Annotated in this window: 16 protein-coding genes and 3 pseudogenes; 16 read left to right on the top strand and 3 right to left on the bottom strand. The window is 48.0% G+C overall.

Annotated features, from left to right (window positions below; all coding sequences use genetic code 11):
* Positions 1-183: 183 nt before the first annotated feature.
* The 4 genes from rpsO to DXB83_RS05615 all read left to right on the top strand — a co-directional run bounded on the left by rpsO (position 184) and on the right by DXB83_RS05615 (position 3,812).
* Entirely contained in the window at positions 184-450 is a 267-nt protein-coding gene (gene rpsO / locus DXB83_RS05630; protein WP_022462935.1) for a 30S ribosomal protein S15, read from the top strand.
* Between the two features lie 208 nt (positions 451-658).
* Positions 659-2,755, top strand: a complete 2,097-nt coding sequence (locus DXB83_RS05625; RefSeq protein WP_022462936.1) for a polyribonucleotide nucleotidyltransferase — start codon at positions 659-661, stop codon at positions 2,753-2,755.
* 100 nt (positions 2,756-2,855) lie between these two features.
* Entirely contained in the window at positions 2,856-3,350 is a 495-nt protein-coding gene (gene nrdG, locus DXB83_RS05620; protein ID WP_022462937.1) for an anaerobic ribonucleoside-triphosphate reductase activating protein, read from the top strand.
* Between the two features lie 27 nt (positions 3,351-3,377).
* Positions 3,378-3,812 carry a dUTP diphosphatase gene (locus DXB83_RS05615; protein WP_022462938.1) on the top strand — a complete coding sequence of 145 codons (435 nt, stop codon included), beginning with the start codon at positions 3,378-3,380 and terminating at the stop codon, positions 3,810-3,812.
* Positions 3,813-3,951: 139 nt separating this feature from the next.
* Here the strand turns inward: DXB83_RS05615 and DXB83_RS05610 are convergent, their stop codons facing one another.
* On the bottom strand, positions 3,952-4,917 hold the full coding sequence (locus DXB83_RS05610; protein WP_022462939.1) for an NYN domain-containing protein: 966 nt from the start codon (positions 4,915-4,917) through the stop codon (positions 3,952-3,954).
* Between the two features lie 258 nt (positions 4,918-5,175).
* On the opposite strand from DXB83_RS05610, the gene DXB83_RS05605 reads away from it, so the two are divergent.
* Both DXB83_RS05605 and DXB83_RS05600 read left to right on the top strand, forming a co-directional pair.
* On the top strand, positions 5,176-5,385 hold the full coding sequence (locus DXB83_RS05605; protein ID WP_055228608.1) for a helix-turn-helix transcriptional regulator: 210 nt from the start codon (positions 5,176-5,178) through the stop codon (positions 5,383-5,385).
* Positions 5,382-6,173 carry a DUF3169 family protein gene (locus DXB83_RS05600; protein ID WP_117509183.1) on the top strand — a complete coding sequence of 264 codons (792 nt, stop codon included), beginning with the start codon at positions 5,382-5,384 and terminating at the stop codon, positions 6,171-6,173. The genes DXB83_RS05605 and DXB83_RS05600 overlap by 4 nt, the downstream gene beginning before the upstream one ends.
* An 80-nt stretch (positions 6,174-6,253) precedes the next feature.
* On the opposite strand, the gene DXB83_RS05595 is transcribed toward DXB83_RS05600, so the two are convergent.
* Positions 6,254-7,624 (bottom strand): MATE family efflux transporter, encoded by a 1,371-nt coding sequence (locus DXB83_RS05595; protein WP_117760895.1) that lies wholly within the window; start codon positions 7,622-7,624, stop codon positions 6,254-6,256.
* Positions 7,625-8,178: 554 nt separating this feature from the next.
* Between DXB83_RS05595 and DXB83_RS05580 the strand changes: the two genes are divergently transcribed.
* From DXB83_RS05580 to DXB83_RS05560, 5 genes are all read left to right on the top strand, one after another.
* Positions 8,179-8,583 carry an ATP-binding cassette domain-containing protein gene (locus DXB83_RS05580; RefSeq protein ID WP_117760897.1) on the top strand — a complete coding sequence of 135 codons (405 nt, stop codon included), beginning with the start codon at positions 8,179-8,181 and terminating at the stop codon, positions 8,581-8,583.
* Positions 8,584-8,737: 154 nt separating this feature from the next.
* Positions 8,738-9,190: a GtrA family protein gene (locus tag DXB83_RS05575; RefSeq protein WP_117509180.1), complete on the top strand. Its 453-nt coding sequence runs from the start codon at positions 8,738-8,740 to the stop codon at positions 9,188-9,190.
* A 76-nt stretch (positions 9,191-9,266) separates the two neighbouring features.
* Positions 9,267-9,566: a DUF1294 domain-containing protein gene (locus tag DXB83_RS05570; RefSeq protein WP_055228600.1), complete on the top strand. Its 300-nt coding sequence runs from the start codon at positions 9,267-9,269 to the stop codon at positions 9,564-9,566.
* A gap of 32 nt (positions 9,567-9,598) precedes the next feature.
* Entirely contained in the window at positions 9,599-10,891 is a 1,293-nt protein-coding gene (locus DXB83_RS05565; RefSeq protein ID WP_117760899.1) for a DNA polymerase Y family protein, read from the top strand.
* Positions 10,892-11,088: 197 nt separating this feature from the next.
* Complete coding sequence (locus DXB83_RS05560) at positions 11,089-12,447, top strand: MFS transporter (protein WP_117760901.1); 1,359 nt, start codon at positions 11,089-11,091, stop codon at positions 12,445-12,447.
* Between the two features lie 108 nt (positions 12,448-12,555).
* On the opposite strand, the pseudogene DXB83_RS17355 reads toward DXB83_RS05560, so the two are convergent.
* A pseudogene (locus DXB83_RS17355) lies at positions 12,556-13,211 on the bottom strand (SulP family inorganic anion transporter); the annotation flags it as partial.
* Positions 13,212-13,451: 240 nt separating this feature from the next.
* On the opposite strand from DXB83_RS17355, the gene yfcC reads away from it, so the two are divergent.
* The 5 genes and pseudogenes from yfcC to tnpA form a co-directional block, all read left to right on the top strand.
* Complete coding sequence (gene yfcC, locus DXB83_RS05550) at positions 13,452-14,972, top strand: putative basic amino acid antiporter YfcC (RefSeq protein ID WP_022462924.1); 1,521 nt, start codon at positions 13,452-13,454, stop codon at positions 14,970-14,972.
* 15 nt (positions 14,973-14,987) lie between these two features.
* Positions 14,988-16,136 carry a beta-aspartyl-peptidase gene (iadA, locus tag DXB83_RS05545; RefSeq protein ID WP_117760903.1) on the top strand — a complete coding sequence of 383 codons (1,149 nt, stop codon included), beginning with the start codon at positions 14,988-14,990 and terminating at the stop codon, positions 16,134-16,136.
* 152 nt (positions 16,137-16,288) lie between these two features.
* A complete protein-coding gene (locus tag DXB83_RS05540; protein ID WP_117760905.1) occupies positions 16,289-17,188 on the top strand; it encodes an endonuclease NucS domain-containing protein in 900 nt (299 codons plus the stop codon).
* Positions 17,189-17,278: 90 nt separating this feature from the next.
* A pseudogene (locus tag DXB83_RS05535) lies at positions 17,279-17,593 on the top strand (hypothetical protein); the annotation flags it as partial.
* 146 nt (positions 17,594-17,739) lie between these two features.
* Positions 17,740-18,121, top strand: a pseudogene (gene tnpA, locus DXB83_RS05530) (IS200/IS605 family transposase); the annotation flags it as partial.

Below are 18,121 nucleotides of genomic sequence, written 5' to 3'. Positions count from 1 at the left end.
AACTGTAACTACGTGAAAATTCATCGCGAAAACATCTGATTTTAGTATTTACAATTCGAAAAGCGTATGCTATACTAATCGAGTATGTGGGACAAAAAAGATCCCCGGACCCTGATTCAGAGGCAGGACACTCCGACCACTTCTTAGTCAGCGGTGCAATCAAAATAATAGGAGGAATTTAAAATGATTTCGAAAGAAAAAAAACAGGCAATCATCAAAGAGTATGCAAGAACTGAGGGAGATACAGGATCACCGGAAGTACAGGTAGCTGTTCTTACCGCAAGAATCGAGGAGCTCACTGAGCATCTGAAAGTTCACCACAAAGATCATCACTCCAGAAGAGGTCTTCTGAAAATGGTTGGTCAGAGACGTGGTCTGCTTGACTACTTAAAGAAAACTGATATTGAAAGATACCGTGCTTTAATCGAGAAGTTAGGAATCAGAAAATAATCAGCTTGGAACAACGGGCGGGATACATTTTCCGCCCGTTTCTTTGCTTGTAAGATCAAAGACAGCAAACGACATGGAGCCATTCTGGGCGCAGGAATTTTATCCGAGACCACTGAAAAACACATTGAAAGCTGCATCTTGTCCGTATTCCGGTGTGCTTTTCAGTTGTTTCGGAAATTCTGCTCAGAAGAAAAAAAGGAGATTATTTATGTACAAGAGTTTTTCTATGGAACTGGCAGGCAGAACCCTGACCGTAGACGTAGGCCGTGTAGCAAAACAGGCAAACGGCGCAGCATTTATGCATTATGGCGATACTGTAGTTCTTTCTACAGCAACCGCATCTGAGAAACCGCGTGATGGCATCGACTTCTTCCCATTAAGCGTTGAGTACGAAGAGAAGATGTACGCCGTTGGAAAAATCCCGGGCGGATTCAACAAAAGAGAAGGAAAAGCAAGCGAGCACGCAATTCTGACCAGCCGTGTCATTGACCGTCCGATGCGTCCGCTGTTCCCAAAAGATTACCGCAACGATGTTACCTTAAACAACATGGTAATGTCCGTAGATCCGGAGTGTGATCCGGAAGTAGTCGCAATGCTGGGTTCCGCAATCGCAACCTGCATTTCCGACATCCCGTTTGACGGTCCGTGTGCCATGACTCAGATCGGTATGATCGACGGCGAGTTCATCGTAAACCCGACTCTCGCACAGAAAGCAGTATCCGACCTGAAACTGACCGTAGCTTCCACCAGAGAGAAAGTCATCATGATCGAAGCCGGAGCAAAAGAGATTCCGGAAGCAAAAATGATCGACGCCATCTACAAAGCACACGAAGTAAACCAGGAAATCATCAAATTCATCGACAGCATCGTAGCAGAGGTTGGAAAACCGAAACACGCTTATGAGAGCTGCGCTATTCCGGAAGAGCTGTTTGCAGCGATCAAAGAGATCGTTCCTCCGGCCGAGATGGAAGAGGCTGTTTTCAGCGATGACAAACAGACAAGAGAAGAAAACATCCGTGTCATCACCGAGAAACTCGAGGAGGCATTTGCCGACAACGAAGAGTGGCTGGCAGTATTAGGCGAGGCTGTTTACCAGTATCAGAAAAAGACTGTTCGTAAGATGATCTTAAAAGACCACAAACGTCCGGACGGCCGTGCGATCACAGAAATCCGTCCTCTGGCAGCAGAGGTTGACATTATCCCGCGTGTTCATGGTTCCGCTATGTTCACCCGTGGACAGACTCAGATCTGCAACGTAACAACACTGGCTCCGCTTTCCGAAGCACAGAAACTGGACGGACTGGATGAGTTCGAGACCTCCAAACGTTACATGCATCAGTACAACTTCCCGTCCTACTCTGTAGGTGAGACAAAACCGTCCCGCGGACCGGGACGCCGTGAGATCGGCCATGGTGCTCTGGCAGAACGTGCCCTGGTTCCGGTACTTCCGACCGAGGAAGAGTTCCCGTACGCAATCCGTACCGTATCCGAGACCTTCGAGTCCAACGGTTCTACTTCCCAGGCAAGTATCTGTGCATCCACCATGTCTCTGATGGCTGCCGGTGTACCGATCAAAAAACCGGTTGCAGGTATCTCCTGCGGTCTGGTAACAGGCGAGACCGATGATGATTACCTCGTACTGACCGATATCCAGGGTCTCGAAGACTTCTTCGGCGACATGGACTTTAAGGTAGCTGGTACCCACGACGGAATCACTGCAATCCAGATGGATATCAAGATCCATGGACTGACCCGTCAGATCGTAGAAGAGGCGATTGCCAGAACGAAACAGGCAAGAGAGTACATCCTGACCGAGGTTATGGAGAAAGCGATCGCAGAGCCGCGTAAGACGGTCGGCGAGTTCGCTCCGAAGATCATCCAGATGATGATCGACCCGCAGAAGATCGGTGAAGTTGTCGGCCAGAGAGGAAAGACCATCAACGCCATCATCGATGAGACCGGCGTAAAGATCGACATCACAGATGACGGTGCAGTTTCCATCTGCGGAACCGAGCAGGCTATGATGGATCAGGCAAAGAAATATATCGAGATCATCGCAAGCGACTTTACCGAGGGACAGATCCTGACCGGAAAAGTTGTCAGCATCAAAGACTTCGGTGCTTTCCTTGAGTTCGCACCTGGAAAAGAAGGTCTGGTACACATCTCCAAGCTCGCCAAACAGCGTGTTGAGAAAGTAGAAGACGTTGTCAGCCTTGGCGATGTTGTAAAAGTAGTCTGCATGGGCAAAGATAAGATGGGCCGTGTAAGCTTCAGTATCAAGGATGTTCCGGCAGACGCGAAATAAATAGATCTGCCAGACGATAAAGAGCGGGGAACACAGAAAAAGGGATCTGCAAAACGGTTCGTTTTTCTGTGTTTTCTTATGTCCAATAGGAGTGAAAGCTATGAGATACCATAATATAACGAAAGACGATATGCTGAACGGAGACGGCCTGCGCGTCGTGCTCTGGGTCGCCGGATGCGGTCATCACTGCAAGGGATGTCAGAATCCGATTACCTGGGATCCAAATGGCGGCATCCCGTTTGATGACGCGGCAAAGGCAGAAATTTTTGAACAGCTGGACAAGGACTACATTTCCGGCATCACCTTTTCCGGCGGAGATCCGCTGCATGAGGCAAACCGGGCGGATGTGACGGCTCTGGCAAAAGAGATCAAGGAAAGATATCCGAAAAAAGATATCTGGGTTTACACCGGATATGAGTGGGAATCCGTCTGTGATCTGGAACTGATGGATTACACGGACGTGGTTGTGGACGGCCGCTTTATTCTTGCCCAGAGGGACGTTACCTTGGAATGGAAGGGCAGCCCGAATCAGAGAGTCATTGATGTGAAAAAGACGAGAGCACGCGGCGAAGTCGTACTGTTCGGCGAAAAGTAGTCACGCAAAAAGAAAAGGAGACGCTTTATGGAAACCATTAAAATTCAGTATTTAAACGATGAAATTGAGCGCCTGCGCTATATCGACGGAAAGTCCGACTGGATCGACCTGCGCGCGGCAGAAGAAGTAGAGTTAAAGGCCGGAGAATTCAAGCTGATCCACCTCGGCGTTGCCATGCAGCTGCCGGAGGGCTACGAGGCGCATATTGTGCCGAGAAGCAGCACCTTCAAGAACTTCGGTATTATCCAGACGAACCACTGCGGTATCATCGATGAGAGCTACTGCGGACCGAACGACTGGTTCTACATGCCGGCGTATGCCCTGCGCGACACCGTGATTCATGTGAATGACCGCATCTGCCAGTTCCGCATCGAGAAACACCAGCCGACCATCGGCTTTGAAGAAGTTGACCACTTAAACGGCGAGGACCGCGGCGGAATTGGAAGTACAGGAAAAAGATAACAACAGACGAAATAAAAAGAGCCTCCGGGTGTCAGAAAATCTGACATTTCCGGGGGCTTTTTGTTGCGGGCACACCAAACATGTACATGGTATATCAAGCACGATCCGGATCCGGCGAATCTGGTTTATGTTTTAAATGCTATTGTTTCATCTGTACCGTATTGTTTGTGATTTTGAATTTTTTGAAACTGTTGATAAAACTTGAAATCCTGCTATATCCATACTGCTTCACATCGAAGCCCGGGAAACGGTTCCGCAGGGCATCGTGAATAATGCTGAGGTTGTCGATATGGCCTCCGTTGGAGCAGATCAGATCCGTGATACATTTTTCAATCTGCTGGCGCGATACGGTGTTCTGGCGTTCCTTTACGAGGTAATTATGACCGGTTTTCAGCACTTCGATATCGTTCATGCTTTCTAGAAACGTGGAAAGTTTGGAATAACCGTAATTTCGAACGTCAAACTCTGAGAATTTCTTCTGCAGGATACTGCCGATCTCACTAAGTGTCGTATTTTTTCCGTGATCATTGTTCTCTGTCAGTACACGGGAAACCGTCCGCTCGATTTCTGCCTTGCTTGTAATGGAAGGGGGTTCGTCCTGAGAAGTGCCGTAGCGCGCCGGATTTTCCGAGACAGCGGTAATCGCAGGGGAGATATCGTCCTCGTTCTGGGAAATGATTTCGAGAATTTTAAAGGCATCGCACGCAACGCGGAAGGAAGAAGGGGTTTTCTGCTCGCCCATGCCGAGCACAAACATGCCGGATTCACGCAGACGCTGCGCCAGCTTGGTAAAATCAGAGTCCGAAGAAACCAGGCAGAAGCCCTCCACATTTCCGGAGTAGAGGATGTCCATGGCATCGATGATCATCGCGGAGTCAGTTGAATTTTTTCCGTTCGTATTGCTGTACTGCTGGATCGGATTGATCGAGTAGCGCAAAAGCTGCTCTTTCCAGCTCTTTTTCGAGATATCGGTCCAGTCCCCGTAGATCCGTTTGTACGTGGCAACACCCTGGTCGGAAACCTCGTCCAGGATATATTTGATGTATTTCGGGGAAACATTGTCCGCATCGATCAATACGGCAAACCGGCTGTCTTTCTGTTCCATAGATTCTGTCCTTTCTGCGGCTTGAATAGTTACGAAAATAGATATCTCTAGTTTAGTACATTTCGGCCTACAAATCAACCGGGAGTTTAACCGAATCAAGTAAGTCCCCTGCTTCCATTGCGAATATCTGCTTGACAATGACAAAAAAACTTGTCAAAACTATTGACAAATAAAGTTGTCAATAGTAGAGTAGTAGATGACAAGAAAAGTTGTCAAATAGAGAGCTCATCTAAAAATAAAGTGAAAGGAGATACTGCGATGCCGCTGTACAATCAGTTAAAAGAGTACCGTTCGAAGCTTGGCATCAACCAAACCGACCTTGGAAAAATGGCGGGAGTATCGAGACAGACCATCAGCCTGATTGAGCGGGGAGACTATTCACCGTCGGTGACACTGGCATTAAAACTTGCAAAAATCTGTGAAGTAAAAGTAGAAGATATTTTTCAATATGAGGAGGATGAACCATGAAAGAAAAACAGGGGAACAAACCAAATTCCTACGGAAAGCTGACGAAGCGGATGCTGATTTATCTGGGAATCGGCGGAGTCTGCGGTTTTTTTGTCGGAATTTTTATGACGTTCGGTGTGAAAAATGGCATGAGTGATCTGAGCGATCTGGTCCGCCCGCTGGCACTGCCGATCATTGCGGTAATTTTCGTTGTAAGCATTGTCCTGATGGAATTTTACAGCCGGAAATTAAAGGATACGATGAAGCATCTCGAAGAAGCAGAGGATGAACAGTACGAAGTCTTAAGCTATGAAGAAGAGAAATACGGCGCGATGCTGATGAACTGCAATGTGATTTCGCAGGTCTGCGATATCATCGTGCTGACATTTACCTTTTCCCGTTCTTGGCTGGAAGAAGCATCGGGAAAAGAGCTCGCCGGATTCCTGGCAACCTGTGCTCTGTTTTGTATCAACTTCTTTCTCTATGGCTATTATCAGATGCGTTATGTAAAAATGGTTCAGGCAGCTCACCCGGAGAAGAGAGGCGATATGAACTCAAAAAACTTCCAGAAAGACTGGATGGCAAGTTGCGATGAGGCAGAAAAAGAGATGGTATATCAGAGTGCCTATAAGGCCTATATGGCGCTGGGCAAGATGATTCAGATCCTGCTGTGTGCGACGATGATCCTGCATCTGGTGTTCCATACCGGTATTCTCGCAGTCATTGTCGTGGGCGTCATTTATCTGACGATGACACTCACATATCATCGTTCCTGTGTAAGTCTGCAGAAAGCAAAACTGAATCTGTAATCCTGTAAATACAAAAAACTGCGTGGAATGCATTTCAGAATCGTGCATTCCGCGCAGTTTTGCGTTTGGTATGAAAAATGTCAGCTGATCGGAGCCGTCGGTATCTTTGAATTATACTTTTTGTCGATATCCTTCATGACAAACAGATACGAAACACCGGTAAAGACAGCTGCCGTCACCCAGGCTGCCGGGTCACAGAAGCAGGCGAGCGGATAGCTGATGACTTTTATGGCAATCACAGCTACAATAAGGCGCGCAAAGAGTTCAGAAACACCGCCCATCATAGGTAGAAAGCCGTAGCCGCAACCCTGCATTGCATTTCGGAAAATAAAGATGGTGCAGAGCGGTACATAAAAAAGAGCACACATATAGGAATAAGTCTTTGCCCATGGCATCATGGCGGCCATATCGACATCACCCGAGAAGAAGAGGGAAAGACATGGCTTCAGAAGAAGGAAGACGAGAACAGCGGCTGCGATCGAATATGTGATGGAAGTCAGAAGTGCAGCGCGAACTCCCTTTTTAATCCGTGGAATATCGCCCTTTCCGAAATTTTGCCCGCTGTAGGTTGCCATCGTCTGTCCCATTGCGGAAAAGCCCTGTGTGACCAGATTCTGCAGCTTACAGGCCGCCGTAAAAGCGGCAACTGCCTCCGAGCCGAACAGGTTAATGGCAGCCTGCATAATCATTGTACCGGATGCGGTGATGGCAAACTGGAGTGCCATCGGAATGCCCATCGAGAGCTGATGGCGGGAATCTGCCGCATGAAGCTTCCAGTGGTGTTTTTCCGGCCACATATCCGGCATGGAGCGATAAATATAAAAAAGACAGAGCACAGCAGAAATTCCCTGGGAGAAAACGGTTGCATATCCGGCTCCCGCAACGCCCATTTTAAAACGAATGATGAGAAGCAGATCCAGAAGAACATTTAATACAGCCGAAAAAATCAGGAACATCAGCGGAGTCTGGCTGTTTCCTACTGCACGCAGATAGGAGGAAAGCAGATTGTAAAAAATCGTAGCGATCAGGCCACCGCAGATAATCATAATATAGGTATAAGCGTCCTGAAAAATATTTTCCGGTGTGTTCATGAGATGCAGCAATGGCCGCATGGAGATCATGCTGAAGAATGTCAGGACAACTGTGAAAAGGAGAGCCAGTAGAATGCCGTTTGCCACACTTCGCTTTACTCCGCGCGTATCCTTTGCACCGAACCGTTGCGATGTCAGAACCGTAAAGCCTGCTGTGATGCCCTGCGCAAATCCAAGCACCAGGAACATAATCGTTCCCGTAGAACCAACTGCAGCCAGTGCATCCGCTCCGACATATCGGCCAACGATAATCGTGTCTGCCATGTTGTAGAGCTGCTGGAAAATATTTCCGATAATCAGCGGCAGCGTAAACTGCAGAATGACCGGAAGCGGACTTCCCTTTGTCATGTCTTTTTCCATGAGAAAACCTCCTCGAAATGATGGTAAAATAAGTTTTATCTTCGCTTAAAACGAAAGTTATTTTATCACATTCTGAAGAGGTTGTCATATCCTTATTTTGACATTTTTTCTGCGAAATTTGACGAAGGGAAAAGTGAACGACTTGAATAGACAGTTATAAAAATTTGTCATATGCAGACTTTATTTTTTCCGCCATTTGCTGCAGCCTTTGCGCGCGTAGACCGAAAATACGAACTGCAAGATCACCGCAGGAAAGTATAGTTGCGCCGCCGTCAATTTTCGGATCGGAGGCAAGAAATTCCCGGATTTCATCCAGAAGGGTATCTGCGTGCTCCGATCGTGAGAGAAAGAGATTTACGTCTCGAGTCCCTGCGAGTGTGAATACGTACCGATTGGAAATAAAGCATCGTTGATCTGAAGAAGATAAAAATTAAGTTCGGACATAAAAAGTCTCCTGAAAATCATAAGATACGGAATGAGCCTGCCCGCGAAAAGAGGTCGGCCCATTCTTCCGAAGGTACGGACAAAAACCGCATCAGTGATGATGGTTGTGGATGGATGCGGAAATCCGCTGGTCAAAATCGAGCTTTTTCACCTCTTTTTCTTCACCGGGCTCAAAACGGACCGAAGTTCCGGAGGGAAGAATCACCGGACTTATCGGAAAAAACGGAGCAGGAAAGAGCACGGCGATCCGCCTGATGCTCGGCCTTGTAAAAGCGGAGAGCGGAACGATCGAACTCTTTGGAAAACCGATCACAGAGATCACACTGCAGGACCTGCAGAAAATCGGTGTATCGCTGGCAGAGTCGGGCTTCAACGGGCAGTTTACGATCGCGGAGCTGCTTGGCACCATCACGGGAAACGTTCCTGGACAGGCGGGAATTTTTGCGGTAAGCATCGCAGTTGTGCTGATTTCGTATGGGATCAGTGTAAGATTTATGGAGAAACGGGAGATTTAGAGAAATTCAAAGACGCCGGATTTCATGTTTGTATGTGAAATCCGGCGTTTTTGACGTGAGGAAAAACAATACGGAAACTTGAAAAAACTGCCGTGATATGGTATTCTCATAGAGTCGTTGACTCGAAAATAATAGAAGAAACAAGAGGAAAAACATGAAGAAATTATTTGCACAGATTGTGAAATTCGGTATCGTCGGCGTTATCAGCTTCGGCATCGACTACGTGACCGGTCTTATTGTCCTGAATCTTGTGATGGCGCTGACTTCCAGCTCTTACTTTGAAGCGGCATCCCTCATCGGTTCCGTTGCCGGATTTACCGTATCGGTCATTGCAAATTACATTTTAAGCTTCAAATTTGTCTTTGAGCGGAAAGAAGAAATGAACAAAAAAGTCGAGTTCATCACCTTTGTCGTCCTTTCCCTGATCGGCATGCTGCTCAACAGTTTCCTGATCTGGATCGTCGTAGGCCCGATCTACGGCGGTAATGTTGCACTGCAGCAGAACATAGGCCATAACCTGATCTACACAATCGCGAAAGTATTCGCGACGGCGATTGTTATGGTATACAATTTTGTGACCAGAAAAATATTTCTGGAGAAAAAGTAATTTTGAAAAGAGTTTGAAAAAGGCAGCGCAGAAAAACGCTGCCTTTTTTGAAAAAAGAAAGGCTGGTGCGTAAAAAATGGAACATTCGATCTTACAGACAGTATTGTGGAGTTACCTGATTTGTATTAATATCATTACCATAGCAGTCTATGGAATCGACAAACGAAGTGCGGTGCGGGGAAAATGGAGAATCCGCGTTTCCACCTTGCTTGGACTTGCGGCAGCCGGCGGCTCGGTGGGAGCCTTGCTGGGCATGCACCTGTTTCATCACAAGACAAGAAAAAAGAAATTCACGATTGGAGTCCCGCTGATGCTGGCGGCGCAGATCCTTCTTCTTTTCTTTCTGGCAAAAGCAGGTCTGCTGTTTTTTGCATAGAGAGCAGCAGAATTTGAAAGAGGGTTAAAAAAATGAGAGAAGAACAAACGAAGGCGACAACAGAACGCCTGATTTTTCACGTAGATGTCAACAGCGCCTTTTTATCCTGGGAGTCGGTGCGGCGGATCAAAGAGGGACTGCCGGATCTGCGGGACATTCCTGCCTGTATCGGCGGCGATCCGACGAAGCGGACAGGAATCGTTGTGGCAAAGTCGATCCCGGCGAAAAAATGCGGTGTCCAGACCGGTGAACCTGTGGCAATGGCACTGCGGAAATGTCCGAACATGGTCATTGTCCCGAGTGATTTCGACCTCTACGTCAGGTGTTCCCGTGCCTTCAAGAAAATCTGCGCCGCCTACACCCCGGTCATGGAATCCTTTTCGATCGATGAGGTATTCCTCGATATGACGGGAACTTCCCTTCTGTATCCGGACCCGATTGCGGCGGCGCACGAAATCAAGGACCGGATTTACGAGGAGCTTGGATTTACCGTCAATATTGGAATCTCCACAAATAAACTCCTGGCCAAAATGGCATCTGATTTCGAAAAACCAAACAAAGTACACACTCTGTTCCCAGAAGAAATCCCCGAAAAAATGTGGCCGCTTCCGGTACGCGAGCTGTTGTTCCTCGGAAAAGCATCCGAAAAGAAACTGATCGAGGCCGGAATCCGCACAATCGGAGACTTGGCGCATGCGCGCGAAGCGGATATCCAGACGCTGATCGGCAAGAAAAACGGCCATCAGCTCTACCAGTACGCCCGCGGCATCGATGATTCCCCTGTAAAAGCGCAGCCCGATGAGGCCAAAGGCTTCAGCGCCGAGACGACCTTCAACGAGGACATCATCTCCATCGAACAGGTGAATCCGATCCTTCTCGCCCAGTGCGACATCGTAGCCGCCCGCATGCGTCGGAAAAAGAAAAAATGCACCTCCGTTTCCGTAACGTTTCGCACTCTCGAGTTTCGAAACCGTTCACACCAGACCAAACTCCCCAATGCGACAGATGTGACAGATGAAATCTACCGCTGCGCCAAACAGCTCTTCCGCGAATCCTGGAAAGGCGAGCCCCTCCGCCTGATCGGCGTCGCCGTGACCGGTCTTACCGAAGACGATTTCGAACAGCTCTCCCTCTTCGAAGATCCCGAAAAGAAGGAGAAAAGCCGTAAACTCGATGCCGCCCTCGACGCGATCCGCCAGAAATACGGCAACGACAAAGTCACCCGCGCGAGCATCCTGAACGGCACACAGGGGATTGCGAGAAAAGCGAAGGCAGAGATGAAAAATGATGCGGAAAGCTGCGAGCTGAGAAATCAGCATAGTTGATTTCCCCTGGTGAGTGGAAGAAATTCTGCGAACCTTGGAAAGCTGATAATCATCTGTGCGAGGTATCTATCCCCAACCGGGAGATTGCTGCAGGAAGGGGTTACGGAAGTCATCAAACTTGGAATCGCCTTTTCTGGAAAAAATGTAAAAATTTGGACGGTATAAAAACAGGAGAAGACAAAACAGGGGGAAGCAAAATGAAAAAATTAACAACGGTAAAGATATGGCAGTTCGCAGCAGGCCAGTTTGGATGGGCGCTGCTGTCTGGTATCATATCGAACTGGCTGGTGTACTTTTATCAGCCGGATGAAACCGCAATCAGCCAGGGACAGACGGTATTCATACCGCAGGGTCTGGTGATTTTCGGGGTTTTTACCATCATTGGAGGGATCACAGCCTTCGGAAGAATTTTTGATGCATTCACTGATCCGATGATTGCGTCCTGGTCAGATCGGTGCACTTCAAAAAACGGACGGCGGATCCCGTTCTTAAAAGGCGCGTCCCTGCCGCTGGCACTTTCCACCGTGCTGGTGTTCTGGTCACCGGTGAATGAAAACAGCTGGATCAATGCGGCATTCTTGTTTGGTATGATTCTGGCATATTACCTTTCGATCACGGCATACTGTACTCCGTACAATGCCCTGATTCCGGAACTGGGCCATACACAGCAGGAACGCCTGAATATATCCACCATCATTTCTTTCACCTTTATTGCAGGAACCGCTGTGGCCTATCTGGCACCGGCGATCTGGGGTACGCTGATTCCTTCCTTCGGAAGAGTAAATGCAATCAGGATCACTTTCACAGCCATGGCAGCGGCAGCATTCGTATGCATGCTTGTGCCGGTATTCTGCATCCGGGAAAAAGATTACGTAGATACCGTTCCCTCGAAGGATTCGGCTTTTCGTTCCCTTACAGCAACCTTTCGGAATGGAGAATTCCGGAAATTTGTAGGATCTGATATCTTTTACTGGATCGCCCTCACCATGTTCCAGACGGGCCTTCCGTTTTTCGTTACCAGTCTGCTGAAACTCCCGGAGACAATGACAACACTGTATTTTGTGGGAATGACCGCACTGTCGCTTGTCTTTTACGTTCCGGTCAACAAGCTGACACCGAAACTGGGCAAGAAAAAGATGATTCTGTTTGCATTTGCTGTTTTCAGCCTTGCATATTTTTACACAGGTTTTATGGGAAACATCCCATTCATCCCGGAAACCGTACAGGGTCTGATTCTGACAGTCGTGGCAGCACTTCCCATGGCGATTTTCGGTATTCTGCCGCAGGCAGTTGTCGCGGATATCGCACAGAGCGATGCAGTTACCTCAGGAAGCAGCCGAGAGGGAATGTTCTACGCAGCCCGGACCTTCGCTTTCAAGCTGGGCCAGAGCCTTTCCATGCTGATTTTTACCGCAGTCTCCACCATCGGAGCGGGAACTGGAACCGGCTACCGGATTGCCGCATTCGGTGCAGCTGTATTCTGCGGCGCAGGCGGACTGATACTGATGTTTTACGATGAGAAAAAGATTAACTGCGTGATCAACGGAAAAGCATAGGTCAGTACTCAGCACGGCGGCCTTTTTTATGTGTAGAAGCTATTCGGCATAAAGGAGAAAGGATCACAGGTGATACAGACCAGATGCTGCGGCAGCTGCAGTTTCACATTATCTCGAAATCAGCTCCTCCGCATGCTTTAACGCATCCGAAATATTCGAACAGAAATTTTCTTCCCCGACAAGATCCACAAAGCCGGATTTTTTCATCACCTTCATCGGCTGCTCATTCACATGAGAGAAGACGAGGGTGATCCCTTTCGATTCGCAGAGCTTCGTCAGATTCTGTAGTGCATTCATGGCTGTACTGTCGATCGCCGGTACGCTCCGCATCCGGAGAACGAGACATTTTGTGAAATCCTTTACCACGATGTGCTCAATCGCATCCGCCGCGCCAAAGAAGAGCGGTCCTGTGATCTCGTATACACGGACTTCCAGCGGCAGCTTCTGCAGATGTTCATCCACCGCCGGGGAATCATCGTCCACATAGACCCAGCTGTCGGCGTGCGTCCGCCGTTTTTGATATTTGCCGCCGTTCTGGCAATCACTCCCGTAGCCGGAATACCGCCGAAAAGCGCAGAAGCAATATTTCCGGCACCCTGTGCAATCAGCTCTGTATCCGAACGATGCTTGCTGTTGATCATGCCGTCCGCAACAACACAGGAGAGAAGCGACTCAATCGCCGCAAGCACCGCGATCGTAAACGCATTTGGAATCGCCGACTGAATCAGTTTCATGTCAAAAACCGGCAGATGAAGCGCCGGAAGCAAGAACCTTTCAAGTATAGCATAAGAGACGGGAAGCAGGAAACCTTAAAAGGAATTGTTTACCTTTCTATACAATCATGTTATGCATGACATTGCACACAGCCGGCAGAAAAATCCGAATGGAAAATTTTTCTGTCACTTTTTTGATTTTTTCAGTGACTTTCCTCTATGATCTATGGTACACTAATCCAAGCGCGTTAAAAACGAGAATAGAATATCAAATGGAGGAAATCTCAAAATATGAGCAAAAAGAAAGGCGAAGGCCTGAAATCATTCAACAGGGGATTTAACGTGCCGGATACCTACATTATCATCTTTTTTGTGGTGGTTATCGCGGCCGTCATGACCTTCCTCGTCCCGAAAGGCTATTACGAGACGGAGGATGTCACGTACCTGATGAACGGGGTAGAAAAGACCCGTACCGTCATCAAAGACGGAAGCTTCCAGTATCTGACCGATGCTGCCGGAAAACCGGTCACAGAAGGCGTTGCACTGTTCAGCGGCGACGGCGGAACCGGATTTTTCAATTACATGTATAACGGAATTATCAGCAGCTCCGCTATCGAAATCATCGCATTTCTGATGGTAGTCGGCGGTGCTTTCGGCATCATGATCCGCACCGGAGCCGTTGAAGCCGGTCTGATCGGCCTGATCCGTAAAGCAAAAGGAGCCGAAAAACTGCTGATCCCGGTCCTTTTCGTCCTGTTTTCCCTCGGCGGAGCCGTGTTCGGAATGGGAGAAGAGGCCCTTCCGTTCACCATGATCCTCTGCCCGCTGTTCGTCGCTGTCGGATACGACACGGTCATTGCCGTGCTTGTCACGTACGTCGCAACACAGATCGGCTTCGGATCCTCCTGGATGAACCCGTTCTCTGTCGGAATCGCACAGGGAATCGCCGGCGTTGACGTCTTCTCCGGCGCAGGTTTCCGTATGGTGATGTGGGTGGTGTTCACCGCTCTTGGCTGCGGCATGACCATGTTCTATGCAGCAAAAGTAAAAAAGACCCCGGAAATCTCCGTTGCTTACGAAAGTGACCAGTATTTCCGTGATCAGAACGAAAAAACAGGCATCGACGAGGGCCATTCCTTCGGCATCGGCCATATCCTAGTTCTGGTGACACTGGCTGTTACCGTTGTCTGGGTTATCTGGGGCGTTATGGCAAAAGGTTATTACATGGCCGAAATCGCAACCCAGTTCTTCATCATGGGAATTGTGGCAGGTGTGATCGGTGTCATTTTCCATCTGAATGACATGAAAGTGAACGACATTGCCGTTTCCTTCAAAGACGGCGCAAAAGACCTGATCGGCGCAGCACTCGTTGTTGCGATGGCACAGGGCATCATGCAGGTGCTCGGCGGTTCCGATCCGACCACACCGACCGTTATCAACACCATTATGTACGGCATCTCACAGGCACTGGCCGGTCTTTCCGGTGCAGCCGCAGCCGTGCTGATGTACGTGTTCCAGTCGGTCTTCAACTTTTTCGTCGTGTCCGGCTCCGGCCAGGCGGCGATCACCATGCCGATCATGGCACCGCTCGCGGACCTTCTCGGCGTATCCCGCCAGACATCCGTCCTTGCGTTCCAGCTCGGTGATGCTTTCACAAACCTGATCGTCCCGACCTCCGGCTGCCTGATCGGCTCCCTGGCGATTGCAAAAATCGAGTGGTCGAACTGGATCAAATTCATGTGGAAATTCTTAGGGATACTGATGATTGGAGCAGTCATTACGATTCTGATTGCGGTTGCCATTGGATTTTAAGAGGAGTGAGAGAAAATGATATTATTTCAGAACATAGACGTCTATGCGCCGGAATACCTCGGAAGAAAAGACGTTCTTACTGTGTATGATAAAATTGTCAAGATCGCAGATGCCGGCACGATAACGGCAGACGGCCTGCTCTTTGGCGCGGAGACCGTAGACGGAACCGGACTTGTCCTGACACCTGGCTTTGTCGACTGCCATGTTCACGTGCTCGGCGGAGGCGGCGAGGGCGGCTTTGCCAACCGCACCCCGGAGGCGACGATGGAAGGCCTGAACAAGTTCGGTGTGACAACCGTTGTCGGCTGCCTCGGAACTGACGGCATTGGCCGTGACATGTGCGCGCTCGTGGCAAAAACAAAAGGCCTCCGGGAGCAGGGCATGTCCGCCTGGTGCTACACCGGCAGCTATCAGGTTCCGGTGCGTACACTGACGGATGGAATTACGAAAGATATCATGATGATCGAAGAAATCATCGGAACCGGCGAAATCGCCATCTCGGACCACCGATCCTCACAGCCGACCTTCGAAGAATTCGCCCGACTGGCAGCAGACACGCGCCTCGGCGGTGTTCTTTCCGGGAAAGCGGGAGTGATCAATGTCCACCTTGGCGACGGTGCAAGATGTATGGAGCTGATCGAACGCGTCATCAGCGAAACCGAAATCCCGGCCAGCCAGTTCCTCCCGACCCATGTCAACCGGAATGAGAAGCTGTTCCAGAAGGCAATTGAATACGCCGTAAAGGGCGGTGCGGTCGATTTCACCGGAAATGAAGAGATCGATTACTGGGAAACTGTCTGTGATGAAGTCCGCGTGTGCAAAGGAATCCGCCGCATGCTGGATGCAGGCGTGAATCCGAAACACATCACCATCTCATCCGACGGTCAGGGCAGTCTGCCGATCTTTAATGAGAAGGGAGAATTCCTGCGGATGGGCATGGGCCAGTCGAGCTGTTTGCTGAAAGAAGTAAAAGAATGCGTGGAGAAAGCGGGAATTCCGCTGGAAACCGCAATTTCGACGATTACGGCAAACCCGGCAGAGATCCTGTCACTGAAAGGAAAAGGAAAAATCCAGGAAGGGTTTGATGCAGATCTTTGCGTACTGGATCAGGGACTGGAGATTCAGGAAGTCGTTGCACGGGGGAAGACGGTGTATCGGAAATAGCATATTGGTAATATTGGGAAAAGGTCACAGCTTTGCGGAGCTGCGGCCTTTTTTGATGGGAATGCCTGCGGAAAGAATGTTTTACAATAGTATTTTGTAAGAAGGTACGATATAATGAACATATATCTTGCGACAGGGAAGGAGAAACTGCAGTGTCGGAAATAAAACTTTTTGAGGTCGGAACGGTTGTGAAAGAGCGCACCTCTTCCACGGTAGTATTGGAGAAACAACTGCAAACAACGATAGAGCAGAACATGGAGACATTTTTCGGCGTTCGTTTTCTGAAAAGTGAATATATGATCACATCCGGAAGAATGGACAGCATCGGAATTGATGAAAATAATAGCCCAGTGATTTTTGAGTATAAGAGAAGCTCGAGCGAGAACGTAATTAATCAGGGATTATTCTATCTGGATTGGCTTTTGGATCACAAAGCGGATTTCAAACTGCTTGTGATTGAAAAACTGGGTATGGAAGTAGCAGACCAGATTGATTGGTCGGTGCCTTGTGTGATTTGTATTGCAAGTGATTTTACGAAATACGACGTGCATGCAGTGAATCAGATGCAGAGGAATATCAAGTTGGTGAAATATCGGAAATATGGGGAAGATCTGTTGCTGTTTGAACATCTGAACACACCGGTGGCAAAGCCAGTAACGGAAACATCAACCATTTCAACAACAAGTAGTACATACACACAGAAAACACATTTAGAGAAGCTGTCATCAGCAAGCAGCCATTTCAAAACATTATATACGGCGCTTTGTGACTACATCGAATCGCTAGGAGACGATCTTGTTCCAAACCAATTGAAGCTGTATTTGGCCTATAAGAAAGTGCAGAACATTTTCTGCATTGAAATTTATAACAAACAGATCCTGCTCCGAATGAAACTCGACCCGGACACTGTTGAACTGGAAGAAGGATTCACAAGAGATACCCGCGGGATTGGACATTACGGAACGGGGGAGCTGGAAGTGTCAATCAAGACGGCAGAAGACTTTCAGAAGGCAAAGAAGCTGATTGATCGGGCGTATCAGGAGACGTTATAAAGCATGGTAAAAACTGGAAAATGATGAAAAAATTTGAATTGTAAAGTCAAATACGTTACAATTTAAAGTTAGAACAGAGAGGATGAAACGGTGAAAGAAGAAATAATACAAAACATAAATCAAGGGTTGGAAGCAGCCTATATCAATGGAAATCTTGCTTCAAATCTGGAATATAAACCGAGTTTTATATCAAACAATCCAGAAGAGGGTAAAAAAGTTATTTCTTCTATTGAAGAAGAGCTACTTCGCTGTGAACAATTCCAGATTAGTGTGGCATTTATCACAATGGGAGGAATTACGCCCCTCCTGCAGACGTTAAAAGAACTCGAGCGAAAGAGAATCCCGGGGCAAATTCTTACAACGAACTACTTAGATTTTAGTGAGCCAAGAGCGTTGGCAAAACTGAATGAATTGAATGAAAAGTCTAATCCCCCAGCTATGCTGGGGAGAATAGAGTAGTCGGAAGTGGTGAGGATAACAAAATAAAGCCTCCTGTGATAGAATGAGAATGGTGTCGCAAGCCAAACTCAAAATCAAAGGAGGCGGTCCAAATGGACAATAAAAGTTTATCACATACTCGTTGGAAATGCCAGTATCACATTGTGTTTATTCCTAAAATACCGAAAGAAGGTATTGTATGGGAGAATACGCAGAGATGTCCGAGAGATAATAGCAACTTTATGCCAGTATAAAAATGTAGAGATAATTGCAGGAGCGGTATGTATAGATCATGTACATTTAAGCGTAGCAATTCCACCAAAACTCAGAGTATCAGATTTTATGGGGTATCTGAAAGGAAAAAGCACATTAATGATTTATGACAGGCATCCTGAGTTGCAAAGTAAATGGGATAAAGCGTTTTGGGCTAGAGGATATTATGTTGAAACGATTGGCAATATAACAGATGAAGCAGTTCAAAAGTATATAAAAGAG

The organism is Blautia sp. OM06-15AC (assembly GCF_003481425.1).
Taxonomy (GTDB): Bacteria; Bacillota; Clostridia; order Lachnospirales; family Lachnospiraceae; genus Fusicatenibacter; species Fusicatenibacter saccharivorans.
Note: the sequence above shows the minus strand (reverse complement) of the source record. Positions and strands in the feature narration are given on the sequence as shown.